The organism is Paenibacillus sp. YYML68, assembly GCF_027923405.1.
In the GTDB taxonomy this organism is placed as follows: Bacteria; Bacillota; Bacilli; order Paenibacillales; family NBRC-103111; genus Paenibacillus_G.
On sequence record NZ_BQYI01000001.1, the window covers coordinates 3,054,981 to 3,068,178 of the forward strand.

General features: G+C 61.3%; 12 protein-coding genes. All 12 read right to left on the bottom strand.

The window, feature by feature from the left end:
* Window positions 1-4: 4 nt before the first annotated feature.
* The 12 genes from PAE68_RS13870 to PAE68_RS13925 all read right to left on the bottom strand — a co-directional run bounded on the left by PAE68_RS13870 (window position 5) and on the right by PAE68_RS13925 (window position 13,184).
* Window positions 5-781 carry a Stp1/IreP family PP2C-type Ser/Thr phosphatase gene (locus tag PAE68_RS13870; RefSeq protein WP_281891067.1) on the bottom strand — a complete coding sequence of 259 codons (777 nt, stop codon included), beginning with the start codon at window positions 779-781 and terminating at the stop codon, window positions 5-7.
* Between the two features lie 8 nt (window positions 782-789).
* A complete protein-coding gene (gene rlmN, locus PAE68_RS13875) occupies window positions 790-1,872 on the bottom strand; it encodes a dual-specificity RNA methyltransferase RlmN (protein WP_281887784.1) in 1,083 nt (360 codons plus the stop codon).
* Between the two features lie 91 nt (window positions 1,873-1,963).
* A complete protein-coding gene (gene rsmB, locus PAE68_RS13880; protein WP_281887787.1) occupies window positions 1,964-3,709 on the bottom strand; it encodes a 16S rRNA (cytosine(967)-C(5))-methyltransferase RsmB in 1,746 nt (581 codons plus the stop codon).
* Window positions 3,706-4,701, bottom strand: a complete 996-nt coding sequence (gene fmt / locus PAE68_RS13885; protein WP_281887789.1) for a methionyl-tRNA formyltransferase — start codon at window positions 4,699-4,701, stop codon at window positions 3,706-3,708. The genes rsmB and fmt overlap by 4 nt, the downstream gene beginning before the upstream one ends.
* Window positions 4,698-5,180, bottom strand: coding sequence for a peptide deformylase (gene def / locus PAE68_RS13890; RefSeq protein WP_281887791.1), 483 nt, complete (start codon window positions 5,178-5,180; stop codon window positions 4,698-4,700). Before def ends, fmt begins: the two co-directional genes overlap by 4 nt.
* 96 nt (window positions 5,181-5,276) lie before the next feature.
* Complete coding sequence (priA, locus tag PAE68_RS13895) at window positions 5,277-7,805, bottom strand: primosomal protein N' (RefSeq protein ID WP_281887793.1); 2,529 nt, start codon at window positions 7,803-7,805, stop codon at window positions 5,277-5,279.
* On the bottom strand, window positions 7,802-9,013 hold the full coding sequence (coaBC, locus tag PAE68_RS13900; RefSeq protein WP_281891070.1) for a bifunctional phosphopantothenoylcysteine decarboxylase/phosphopantothenate--cysteine ligase CoaBC: 1,212 nt from the start codon (window positions 9,011-9,013) through the stop codon (window positions 7,802-7,804). Before coaBC ends, priA begins: the two co-directional genes overlap by 4 nt.
* Before the next feature lie 75 nt (window positions 9,014-9,088).
* Window positions 9,089-9,307: a DNA-directed RNA polymerase subunit omega gene (gene rpoZ, locus PAE68_RS13905; RefSeq protein WP_281887794.1), complete on the bottom strand. Its 219-nt coding sequence runs from the start codon at window positions 9,305-9,307 to the stop codon at window positions 9,089-9,091.
* Window positions 9,307-9,948: a guanylate kinase gene (gene gmk, locus PAE68_RS13910; RefSeq protein WP_281887795.1), complete on the bottom strand. Its 642-nt coding sequence runs from the start codon at window positions 9,946-9,948 to the stop codon at window positions 9,307-9,309. Before gmk ends, rpoZ begins: the two co-directional genes overlap by 1 nt.
* Window positions 9,938-10,198 carry an extracellular matrix/biofilm regulator RemA gene (gene remA, locus PAE68_RS13915; protein WP_009672664.1) on the bottom strand — a complete coding sequence of 87 codons (261 nt, stop codon included), beginning with the start codon at window positions 10,196-10,198 and terminating at the stop codon, window positions 9,938-9,940. Before remA ends, gmk begins: the two co-directional genes overlap by 11 nt.
* A 118-nt stretch (window positions 10,199-10,316) precedes the next feature.
* Complete coding sequence (locus tag PAE68_RS13920) at window positions 10,317-11,198, bottom strand: YicC/YloC family endoribonuclease (RefSeq protein WP_281887824.1); 882 nt, start codon at window positions 11,196-11,198, stop codon at window positions 10,317-10,319.
* A gap of 27 nt (window positions 11,199-11,225) precedes the next feature.
* The gene (locus PAE68_RS13925) at window positions 11,226-13,184 is read right to left on the bottom strand and encodes a bifunctional homocysteine S-methyltransferase/methylenetetrahydrofolate reductase (RefSeq protein ID WP_281887826.1); all 1,959 of its coding nucleotides are present in this window, start codon (window positions 13,182-13,184) and stop codon (window positions 11,226-11,228) included.
* Window positions 13,185-13,198: the final 14 nt, after the last annotated feature.

Genomic DNA, 13,198 nt, shown 5'->3' on the forward strand with positions numbered 1-13,198 from the left:
TTATTCACCTCGCTTCCCGCGTTTGTTGACTTGCCTCACCGTTCTGTGGAACGTTCTCCAGCAGCACGACGGTCACATTATCGTCGCCGCCAGCCGCCAGCGCCTCGTCGACAAGACGCCGTACCTTATGCTCGAGGCTGCTCTCCTCCAGCACGGTGCTGAGGATGCGCTCCTGCTCCACGAGTCCGCTTAAGCCGTCGCTGCATAGCAGCAGCAGGTCGCCCGGCCGCCAGTAGACGCTCTGCACGTCGACCTCGATCGTCGCCTCGGTGCCAAGAGCGCGTGTCAGCACGTTGCGCCGCGGATGATGGTCGGCTTCCTCCCGAGTAATTTGCCCGCTCTTCAGGAGCTCATTCACAAGCGAATGATCCTGGGTTAGCTGCTCAAGACGTCCCTCACGAATACGATACGCCCGGCTGTCGCCGATATGGGCGATGACGGCGACGCTCGGATTCGCTAGAACCGCGACGACCGTCGTGCCCATACCGTGATAGCTTTCGCGCCCTGAGGCGAACTCGAATATTTGCGCATTCGCCAGCTCGACCGCCGACTTCAGCCGCTCCGCCAGCTCCTCCTCGGAGGCAGCTGGGTCCAGTGGCAGCAGCCCTTGCGGAATCCACTCGACGGCCATCTTGCTCGCCACATCTCCAGCCTGATGTCCGCCCATGCCGTCCGCCACGATGGCAAGCGACCAGCCGTGCACCTGCTCCTGCACGAACGCGCTGTCCTCATTGACGGTGCGCACGAGCCCGATGTCGGATAAAAAAGCTGCCTTCAGCATCAATTCTCTCACCTCGCACCCGCTTCCATGTGCTGTGCGCGCAGCTGACCGCATGCTGCCGCAATATCGCTTCCTTGCTCGCGCCGAATCGTGGCCGTGATTTTGTACTTCTCCAGAATGCGCTGGAACGCGAAGATGTCGTTGCGCTCCGTGCGGACGAAGTCACGCTCGGAGACGAAATTGACCGGAATGAGATTGACATGTGCCATCGGGAACGTCTTCAGCACCTGCGCCAGCTCCTCCGCATGCTCGGGACGATCGTTCACGCCGCCCATCAGCGCGTATTCGAACGTAATGCGTCGGCCTGTTTTCGCTACGTAGTAGCGGCAAGCCTCGATCAGCTCGGCGAACGGGAAGCGCCGGTTGACCGGCATCAGCTTCGAGCGCAGCTCATCGTTCGGCGCATGAATCGAGATCGCCAGATTAATCTGCGTATTCTCCTCGGCGAATTGGTAAATGTTCGGCACGATGCCGCTCGTCGACACCGTAATGTGGCGCTGGCCGATGTTCAGTCCCTTCGGATGAATCATCACCTTGAGGAACTTCATGACTGCCTCATAGTTCTCGAACGGCTCGCCGATGCCCATAATGACGATGCTGCTGACCCGCTCGCTCGTCGCATCGAGCAGCTGCTGCGCCTTGACGACCTGGGCAATAATTTCCCCTGAGGTCAGATTGCGCTTCAAGCCGCCGAGCGTCGAGGCGCAGAACGTGCAGCCGATGCGGCAGCCGACCTGTGTTGTCACGCAGATGCTGTTGCCATAGCTGTGCTTCATAATAACCGTCTCAATCGCATTCTTGTCCGTCAGCTCGAACAAGAACTTGACCGTACCGTCCTTGGAACGGTACTGCGCGACCTCTGACAGCGTCACGAAGTCGAACTGTGCCTGCAGCTTCTCGCGAAGCGACTTCGGCAAGTTCGTCATTTGCTCGAAGCTTGATACTCTTTTCACATACAGCCAATCGAAAATTTGCCCGGCGCGGAAGCCGGACTCCCCGTTCGCCTTCACCCAGGACTCCCAGTCCTCCAGCGTATAATCGTAGACGTAAGGCTTTTCGTTTTTCGGCATTTTGCTTGCTGGCATTTCCATATCGGATCACAACCTATTTTGTCTAAATTGAAGGCCCTTGCAGCATAGCTGCCGCCAAAGGCCACGTTTCATTGTACCACAAAATACATAGCTATGCTCGTCTGCGCAGCCTCGCGAGGAAGAACCCGTCCGAGCCGAACTCGTACGGCATCAATTGCCGCATCGCAGGTGAGCTGCCTGCCTCGGAAGGCAAGGTGTCTGCTTGAGAAGTCGGGGCGGTAGAGACCGTGATGGCAGGCTGCGCCGCTGCTGGCGGCTCGTCCAGCTCGAATTCGGGATGACTCGCTATAAACGTACGCACGAGCTCCTCATTCTCCGAGCGCTCAATCGTGCACGTGCTGTACACGAGCACCCCGCCCGGCTTCAGCAGCGGCGACACCGCCTCGAGCAGCTCCAGCTGCACTAGACGAATCGCCTCGATCTCCGCCTCCGTCTTCGTCCACTTCACATCGGGCTTGCGCCGAATGACGCCTAGACCCGAGCAAGGCGCATCGAGCAGGATGCGGTCGAAGCTCGCCTTCGGATACCGATCCGCCAGCGTTCTCGCGTCCGCCGTGACCGTCTCGACGGACGACAGACCGAGTCGCTCGGCCTGAGCGGACACGAGCTCGCGCTTATGCTCGTGCACGTCGGTCGCGACGACCTCTCCCTTGTCGCCCATCCTCTCGGCCAGATGCGCCGTCTTGCCTCCGGGCGCAGCACAGCAGTCGAGCACCCGCTCGCCCGGCTGCGGATCGACCCATTCGGCGACGAGCATCGAGCTCTCGTCTTGAATGGAGAATAGGCCGCTCGCGAACTCCGGCGTCAGCGCCATATTGCCGCCGCCGCGCACGACGACGCCCGCAGGCGCAAGGCGCGACGGCTCAGCGTCAAGCCCCTGCTGGCGCAGCCGCTCCACGAGCGCCGAGCGCTCGAGCCGCAGCGTATTGGCCCGCAGGCTCACGCGCGGCGGCTCGTTGTTCGCGCGGCAGATCGCTTCTGCGGTCTGCAGCCCGTACTGCAGACTCCAGCGCTTGACGAGCCACTCGGGATGCGAGTGCTCGAGCGCGATCTGCGCCTCTGGCGTCAAGCCTGCAGGCAGCGCCAGCGTGTCCTTGCTGCGGAGCACGCTGCGCAGCACGCCGTTCACCATGCCGGAGATGCCGGCATGGCCGCGCCGCTTCGCGAGATTGACCGCCTCGCTGACGACCGCGTGATCGGGCACGCGGTCGAGATAGTGCAGCTGGTAGAAGCTTAGACGCAGCAGCGACCGCACCCAAGGCTCCAGCTTGGCGAGTCCCTTGGCGACGAACGGCGCCAAGTAATAGTCAATCGTATTGAGCCGCTGCACCGTGCCGTACACGATCTCCGTCGCAAGACCTGCGTCCGCCCGGTCGAGCTTGTACGACTGCAGCGTCTGGTTCAGCAGCAGGTTGCTGTATGCCTTATCGGTCTCGATGCGCGTCAGCACGTCGAGCGCCGCCTCACGCGCCGTGCGCCGCGCGCCGCCTTGGCGAGGCGCACGGGCTGCTGCGGTGCCCGACGCGCTTGCCGCGGCAGGGCGGGCCTGCGACTTGCCGCCCGTGCGACCTGTGGCTGCTGAGCCTGCTCCTCTATCGCGAGCGGAGCCTTGCGCCCCTGCCGCTCTGTGCGGCTGCGGCTTGCCACCCTGCGGGCCTGCGACTTGCGTGCTTGCTGCCGCTCCACGCCCCGCTCTCTGGGCACCGGCTGCTCTACCTGCGCCTGCCGCCGCACCGCGCTTGTCGCCTTGCGCACCTGCACCGCCAGCTCGCTTGCTCCCTTGTCCGGAGGCACCCTGCGTACCTGCGCCCTTCCGTTCTCTCTCGTTCTCCCTCACGTCGCTGAATCAACTCCCGTCTCTGGAGACTGCGCAGCGAGTCCGAGCACCGTGCCCGGCGCCAGCTGTCCGCCGCGGGCGAACGTCGCCGCGTCCATCGCCTTCTTGCCCGCCGGCTGCAGCTCTGTAATGCGCAGCACGCCGTCGCCTGTCGCGACGACGATGCCTTGCGCTCCCGCCTCCAGCACCGTGCCTGGCACGACGCCGTCCACAGAACGACCCCCCGGGCCGTCCGGCTTCGCACATGTCCATACCTTCAGCACATCGCCGTTCCACAGCGTGTAAGCGCCCGGACGCGGATAGAGCGCACGCACGAGATTCCAGATACGCAGCGACGGCAAGCTCCAGTCAATGCGCTCCAGCTCACGGGACACGTTCGGCGAATAGACCGCCTGCGACTCGTCCTGCGGCACCGCCTGTACCGTGCCGTTCAGGAGCGCAGGCAACGTCTGCTCCAGCAGCTCAGCGGCGGCATCGCTCAGCTTATCGAACATCGTGCCCGTCGTATCGTCATCGCCGATCGGCACCTCGATGCGGCTGATCATATCGCCCGTATCAAGCCCTTCCGCCATATACATAATCGTCACGCCGGTCACCGCGTCCCCGTTCATGACCGCATAGTGGATCGGTGCCCCGCCCCGATACTTCGGCAGCAGCGACGCATGCAGATTAATACAGCCGAGCCGCGGCAGCTCCAGCACCGATGGGGGCAAAATCTGCCCGTAAGCCGCCGTCACAATCAGCTCCGGCTGCAGCGCTCGCAGCTCGTCCAGCGCCTCTCCGCGCCGAAGCCGCTCCGGCTGCAGCACCGGGAGGCCGTGCTTCTGGGCCTCCACCTTCACCGGCGTCGGCGTCAGCACGCGCTTGCGGCCCACAGGCCGGTCCGGCTGCGTTACGACGCCGACCACCTCAACAAGGCTGCTGCCCAGCAGCAGCCTCAGCGCCGGAACAGCAAAGTCCGGCGTTCCCATGAATACGACGCGAGTCCTCATCCTTCCTCGTGCTCCTCGTCGACCGCACGGTACATGTTGACCGCCAGATCCGTATACAGAATGCCGTCCAGATGATCGACCTCATGCTGAATGCAGCGGGCGAGCAGCTCCGTGCCTTCGATGACGATCTCCTCCCCATGCCGGTTCAGCCCCTTCACCTTCACGCGGGCGGCGCGGCTAACGTCACCGCGCAGCCCCGGAATGCTCAAGCAGCCCTCCGGTCCGAGCATCTCGCCCTCGCGCTCGATAATTTCCGGATTGATCAGCTCGATCAAGCCGTGCTCATCGCCGCAGTCCATTACAATGACGCGCTTCAGAATGCCGATCTGCGGTGCGGCGAGGCCGACGCCCTCCGCATCGTACATCGTATCGGCCATATCGTCGAGCAGCTTAATGATGTTCGGCGTAATGGTCGGCACCGGCTTGCTTTTTTCCCTCAGAATCGGATCGGGATCGTTCACAATGATCTTAATAGCCATAGCAATTCAACACCTTCCCAGATGATAGGTAATGATCTAACCAACCTTATATATGAAGAAATACCCAATGTCATGCCCGTCGACCGTACCGTCACCCTACATCAAGATCTGCGGGTCCACATCGATCGATACGGTCAGCTTCTGACGCTTCACCGTCTCGTCAAGCACCGCGACCGCCTGCAGCAGCAGCTCGGCGACACGGAACGTCCCCTTGTACTTGACCATGCATTGAAAACGGTGCTTATCCTTAATGCGCGAAATCGGCGACGCGACCGGTCCGAGCACCTCCAGCTCCCCCTCGCCAGGCGACAGCTGCGCACCGGCGGCCCGCAAGCTCGAAGCGAGCGCCTCCCCGGAGCGAAGCAGCAGCGGTACCTCCTCATGAGCGAGCGTAATGAGGACGAGCTGGTGGAACGGCGGATAATTATGAAGCTTACGCATCAGCATCTCCTTGCGCATGAAGCCGATATAATCGTGACGGCTCGCGAAGGTGATGCTGTAATGCTCGGGCGTGTACGTCTGCACGAACACCTCGCCCGGCAGCTGATGCCGTCCGGCGCGTCCGGCCACCTGCGTCAGCAGCTGGAACGTCCGCTCTGCCGCCCGGAAGTCGGGCAGGTTCAGCACAGAGTCAGCCGCCAGCGCGCCGACGAGCGTCACGTCAGGGAAGTCGAGCCCCTTCGCGACCATCTGCGTGCCGAGCAGCACGTCGGCCTGCTTGTTGCGGAACATCGTCAGCCATTTCTCATGCGAGCCCTTCTCGCTCGTCGTGTCGACGTCCATCCGTATGACGCGGATGCCGGGGAACAGCTTGCCGAGCTCCTCCTCCACACGCTGCGTTCCGGTGCCGAAGTGACGAATGTGCTCACTGCCGCAATCCGGACAGAGCGAGAGCTCCCGCTCGGCGTAGCCGCAGTAGTGACAGCGGATCGCCCGCGAGCTCTGGTGGTACGTCAGCGAGATGTCGCAATGCGGACATTCCGCCACATAGCCGCACGTGCGGCACATGACGAACGTCGCGTACCCTCTCCGGTTCAGCAGCAAAACGATCTGTTCCTTCTTGTGTAACCGTTCTTCTATCGCTTTATACAAGTCGCGGCTGAACATCGAGCGGTTGCCGTTCTTCAGCTCCTCGCGCATGTCGACGATCGCGACCTTCGGCAGCGGCCGTCCCGCCACCCGGCTCGGCATGGACAGCAGCTCGAAGGCCGGGCGCTCAGCCGTCGCGAGGCGGTGGTACTCCTGACTCACCCGGTACATGCTCTCCAGAGAAGGCGTCGCCGAGCCGAGCACGACCGTGCCGCCGTGCTCACGCGCCCTCGCGATGGACACATCACGCGCATGATATTTCGGGCTTTCTTCCTGCTTGTACGTCGTCTCATGCTCTTCATCTATTATAATAAGTCCGATATTGGTAAAAGGCGCAAAAACCGCCGACCGTGCGCCAATGACGACCTTTACTTCGCGCCGTACAATTTTGCGCCACTCATCGTAACGCTCGCCATGCGACAAGCGGCTGTGCAGTACAGCGACCTGCGGGCCGAAGCGCCCCTTGAACCGTTCGACCATTTGCGGGGTCAATGATATTTCGGGCACGAGCACGATCGCCTCGCGGCCATCGTCCAGACACGTCTGGATCGACTGCAGGTACACCTCCGTCTTGCCGCTGCCGGTCACCCCGTGCAGCAGGAAGACGCGCGGCTCCCGTGCGAGGACGGCCCCGCCGATTCGCTCGAACACCCCTTGCTGCTCCGGTGTAAGCGGCAGCGGCGAGGTGGGGCGGAACGTGCGTGACCCATACGGATCGCGCGACACCTCGACCTCCTCGAGCCGCAGCCACCCCCGCTCTACGAGCCCCTTGACCGCAGAGGCGGTCATGCGCAGCTTCGCGACCAGCTCCGTCAGCTTGATCGGCCCCGGCTCGTCGAGGAAGTGCAGCAGCACCTCCCGCTGCTTCGCCGCACGGGCCGGCAGCTCAGCGAGCCAAGACTCGATCATCGACGGATCGTCCGGAGGGAAGACGGTGAGCGCCTTCTTCACCGACATCCGATCCTTGACCATCTGCCGTTCGACGAGCAGGCCGTCGTCGAGCAGCTGCTTCACCAGAGCCGCCGCCTCCGGGAACTTCCCGAGCAGCGCCTCCAGATCGACCGACTCGTGCCTTCGTACATGCTCGAGCACAGCCTGCTGCTCGGGCATCAGCATCATCGGCTGTCCGGCCTGCTGCAGCATCGCGCCTGCCAGCACGACATCATCCCCGAGCGTTACATGTCGCTCATACTTCGCCTTCAGCGCGCCGGGAATCATCGCCTGAAGCGCGGCGATCTCGTGACAAACGTATGTTCGACTCATCCAGGCGCCAAGCCGCACAAGCTCAGCCGTCAGAGGCGGCGTCAAATCGAGCACCTGCTTGATTGGCTTCAGCTTATGCGCATCGACCTCATGACTGGTCAGCTCCGAGCCTTCGAGCAAGCCGACGACGAAGCCCTGCACCGTTCGCGGACCGAACGGTACGATGACCCGACTGCCGACGGCAATGAGCTCACGATCTGCCTCATTCACGATATAATCGAACGCCCGATTCGTCGGCTTGGCGGGAATGTCTACTATGACCTTAGCAATCATCGTGTCGGTGAGGCCCCTTTCTCCAGCCGCTCGGCAATGACAGTGAGCAGCCTGGACGCCACCTCACGCTTCGTCATCAGAGGCATCGCTTCGACGAGTCCATGCTCATCGAACAAGCGCACCGCGTTCGTATCGGTACCGAAGCCCGCACCCTCCTGCGTGACGTCATTGGCCGCGAGCAGGTCGCACCGCTTGCGGCGCAGCTTGTCCATCGCGTAAGCATCGAGGTCGCGCGTCTCCGCAGCGAAGCCGACGACGAGCTGATGCGTCTTGTGCTGGCCGATCGTCTGCAGAATGTCCGGATTACGAACGAGCTTCAGCTCGAGCTCGTCCGCGCTCTTCTTGATCTTGTGCTCCTCCTGCGAGGCAGGACGGTAGTCTGCAACCGCAGCCGTCTTGACGATCACATCGTGCGCAGCAAGACGCGACATGACCGCGTCAAGCATCTGCTGCGCCGATTCGACCCGGATCAGCTCGACGCCAGCAGGAGGCGGCACACTCGTACGACCGACGACGAGCGTCACCTGAGCGCCCATCCGCACTGCCGCCTCGGCGATGGCGAATCCCATTTTGCCCGAGGAGTCATTGGTCAAGTAGCGCACCGGATCGATACGCTCCACCGTAGCTCCCGCCGTCACGAGCACCCGCTTCCCCGCCAGACGTCCGCTCTCGCGAAAGTGCTGCTCCACTGCACGCACGATCTCCTCCGGCTCCGCCAGACGCCCCTTGCCAACATAGCCGCAGGCTAGCTGGCCGGTGCCGGGCTCGATGAAGAGAACGCCGCGTGACGCGAGCGTCCTCATGTTGTGCTCGACGGCCGGATGCGCATACATATGTACGTTCATCGCAGGCGCAACCATAATCGGTGCCGTCGTCGCGAGCAGCGTCGTGCTCAGCATGTCGTCAGCCAATCCGTTCGCCAGCTTCGCGATGATGTTCGCCGTCGCCGGAGCGATGACGACCAGATCGGCGCGGTCCGCCAGATCAATATGCTGCACGACAGACGGCTCCTTCTCGTCGAACGTGTCGATGGCGACCTCGCTGCGGGACAGCGTCTGGAATGTCAGCGGTGTGACGAAGCGGGCGGCCGATTCCGTCATAATGACACGAACGTCCGCTCCGGCCTGGGACAGCTTGCTGCACAGCGCCGCTGCCTTGTAGACGGCAATTCCTCCGCTGACGCCGAGCACGATCGTTTTGCCGTTCAGCGCTCCCACGTTGCTTCACTCTCCTCACATCTTCACAGCTTTACAGCTAAAAAAATAACAACCACTAAGGGTTGTTTACTTAAGGTTTGTTTCTTTGGTTTGCAGCTTCTCGTACGAAATGTGATCCTCGTAAATTTCCTCGAGCGCAAGTCCAACGTGCTTGTGGGAACGCTTCTGACGCACCTCGGACTTTGCTCCGTCGCGAAGCATACGTGCGCGCTTGGAGGCTGCAACAACCAGCGAGTACTTGCTGTCTACTTTATCAAGAAGTCGATCAATCGAAGGATATAGCATTATTTTTTCACCTCGGCCATCCAATGTTGTATTTTGTTCACCATACGATCCTTGCGGCAATGCTCGGCGGTCAGAATGCTGCGGATGCGCGTACAGGCCAGATCGACCTGATCGTTCACGATCGCATAATCGTACTGCTCCATCATCGCGATCTCGTCGACGGCGACGGACATCCGGCTGCGGATCGTCTCCTCGGAGTCAGTGCCCCGACCGACGATGCGGTTCTCGAGCTCGGTCAGCGACGGCGGCAGCAGGAAGATGAACACGCCGTGCGGGAACTTCTGCTTCACCTTGAGTGCTCCTTGCACTTCTATCTCTAATATAATATCCTTACCGCTGTTTAATGTATCCTCGACGAATTTACGAGGCGTGCCGTAATAGTTGCCGACGTACTCTGCCCACTCCAGCATCTGGTCCTGCTCGATCAACTGCTGGAACTGATCCTTCGTCTTGAAAAAATAGTTCACCCCGTCAAGCTCGCCCTCACGCGGATTGCGCGTTGTAGCCGATACCGAGTATACGAGGTCGGGCGAGCATTCCCGCAGCGCCTTGCATACCGTTCCCTTGCCTACGCCCGATGGACCAGACAGCACAATCAAGATGCCCTTGTCCGCACGGGTTAAATCAACACTACTCGTCATGATCATCGTCCTTATTAGAGAGTCGGTGGGCAACCGTTTCCGGCTGTACGGCAGACAGGATCACGTGGTCGCTGTCGGTAATAATAACAGCGCGTGTACGGCGACCGTACGTCGCATCGATCAGCATGTGGCGGTCGCGCGCTTCTTGAATAATACGCTTGATCGGCGCCGACTCCGGGCTGACAATGGAAATGATTCGATTCGCGGATACGATGTTTCCGAAACCGATGTTGATAAGTTTGATCGCCATAGTGGGTTCCTCCTGTACAAGCCCTTGCGCTGGCAAAGGCTGCTTCTGCTTCGTCAAGCACTGTTCGATCTGCCGCTTCTGGATGAGAAAAAGAATGCATGATAATGAAAAGTGTGCCTTATTCGATATTCTGAATCTGCTCGCGCAGCTTCTCGAGCTCGGCCTTCATCTCAACGACAATCGCCGTAAGTCCCGCGTGCGAAGCCTTCGAGCCGATCGTGTTGACCTCACGGTTCATCTCCTGCACAAGAAAGTCAAGCTTGCGCCCGACAGGCTCCTTGGCCTGCAGCAAGCCGCGCAGCTGCTCCTCATGGCTCGCAAGCCGCGTCAGCTCCTCGTCGACGCTCGCACGGTCAGCGAGTAGCGCAACCTCCATCGCGAGCCGTGTCTCGTCGAGCTCCGTCTGCTGCAGCATGTCGTGCAGCCTTGCTCGCAGCCGTACGGCATAGTCCTCGACGACATGAGGCGCGAGACGGGCCGCTTCGTGTCGAAGCTCGCGCAGAGTGGCCATTCTACTCTGCAGGTCCTGCAGAAGGAAGTCGCCCTCCTGCTGTCGCATATGTACGAGCGCAAGAACGGCTTCGCGCGCACATGCTTCAAGCTCAGCGCCCAGCTGCTCCTCCGACGCGTCAGGCTTGTCCTGGAAGCTGACAACGCCTGGCAGTGTCAACAGGTCGCGCAGCTCGAGCTGGCCGGGTAGCGTCAGCCTGTCCGACAACGACTCGGCTGCATGCTTGTACCCTTCGGCGAGCGCCCAGTCGATGACCGCTGCATGCGCCTCCTGCCGATCCCGCTCCACCGTCACGAACACATCGACACGTCCGCGCTTCACGTGCTGCTGCACCGTCTGCTTCACCATATGCTCGAAGCGAGATAATTCGCGCGGCAAGCGCACAGCTACCTCGCAATATCGATGGTTAACCGATTTCATATCAATCATAATCCGGAAGCCGCCTATGGAGCGTGCGGCTTGTCCGAAGCCGGTCATACTGATCGCCATAGCTCACATCCGTTATCCTATTTTAATTCATTTCGCAAGTGGGGACAAGTGGTAATCATGCCGCCCCGTCTTCTCCCATACGTAGCGGGTCAGCTCGACCGTCATCTCGTACGCCATGAATGGCGTCATCAGGTAGATGCCGTTGAACTTGCCGAAGGCCGCGTCCAGCAGCTCCTTGCCGATCTGCACGCCCATCGCGCGTCCTTCCTCGCCCTTCAGCCCGCTCATCCGCTTACGCACGTCGTCGGACAACTGAATGCCCGGCACCTCGTTGTGCAAATATTCGGCGTTCGTGCCGCTCGCCAGCGGCATAATGCCGAGGAAGATCGGAATGTCGAGGTGACGCGTCGCCTCGTACATCTTGTCGATCAGCTCGGCGCTGTACACCGGCTGGCTCATGATGTAGTCGGCACCCGCCTCGATCTTCCGCTCCAGCCGCTGTACGGCCTTGTCCAAATATTTCACATTCGGGTTGAACGCCGCGCCGACGATGAAGTTCGCCTTCTTCTTCAGCGGCTTGCCCGAGAAGGCGATGCCTTCGTTCAGCTGCTTGATCATCCGAATAATCTCGAACGAGGTCAGGTCGTACACCGAGCTCGAGCCCGGCAGATCGCCGAACTTCGCCGGGTCGCCAGTGACGGCAAGCACATGGTCGATGCCGAGTGCATGCAGCCCCATCATGTGCGACTGCGTACCGATCATGTTCCGGTCGCGGCAGGCGATATGGATGAGCGGTCGAATACCGACGCGCTCCTTCACAATCGAGCCGAGTGCGAGGTTGCTCATCCGTGTCATCGCGAGCGAATTGTCAGCCATCGTCAGCGCATCGACGCCGATCTCCTTCAAGGCTGCCGCGCCGAGCATGAACTTCTCGATATCGAGATCACGCGGCGGATCGAGCTCGACGATGACAGTCGGACGCTGCTTCACGAGATCGACGATCGTGGGCTCCGCTTCCTGCACCGCTGCCGGTTCAGTCACCGAAGACGAAGTATCCTTCGTCTCCACGATTACAGCTGCGCTGTCCTTGTCAGGTACAGCAGGTGCCGTAGCTGTGCTATCGATCGCTGGCGCATGCGCTGCGCCGCTCTCTGCCTGCCGCTCTGCACGGTTCGGCTCATAGCCCTGCAGCGCCGCTGCAATCGCCGCGATATGCTCCGGCGTCGTGCCGCAGCAGCCGCCGACGATACGTGCGCCGAGATCGGCGAACCGTCTTGCGGTCTCGCCGAAGTACGGAGGCGTAGCTGCGAACGAATATTTGCCGTCCACATAATCGGCAAGCCCCGCATTCGGGAAGACGGAGAACGGCGGCGCCTCCGCCATCCCTGCAGCCGATTCCAGCGAGCGGAGCAGACCGCTCGGGCCTAGACGGCAGTTGAAGCCGACGACGTCAGCTCCGGCGTCCAGCAGCTGTGCGAACGCCTCCTGGTACGACACGCCGTCCATCGTCGAGCCGGTCCCCTCGCTCGCGAACTGGCCGATAATCGGCACATGGCTCAGCTTGCGGATCAGCTTCACGACGAGCAGCAGCTCCTCGAGGTCGTAAAACGTTTCAAGCAGCAGACCGTCCACGCCAGCGTCGATCAGCACCTCAATTTGCTGACGCAGATCGTCCTTGATCTTGGCCGTCCGCACGTTCTTACGCTTGCCTGCGCGCAGCGAGCCGACAGCGCCGACAACGTAAGCGTCATCGCCTACTGCTTGACGCGCAAGCTCCACGCCCGCACGGTTGATCGCCTCGACCTCATTCTCAAGGCCGAACTTCGACAGCTTCTCGCGGTTCGCCGAGAACGTATTCGTCTCGATCAGCCGCGCCCCAGCCTCGTAATACCGGCGATGAACGTCCTTAATGACGTCCGGCTTCAATAAATTAAGCTCCTCATAGGAGATGCCGACCGGAAACCCCATTTGATACAAATATGTACCCATGGCGCCATCCCCTACCAGCACCCCGCGTTGCAGCGCTTCTCTCAAGTCCGGCTTCATGCCAGGCCCCCCTC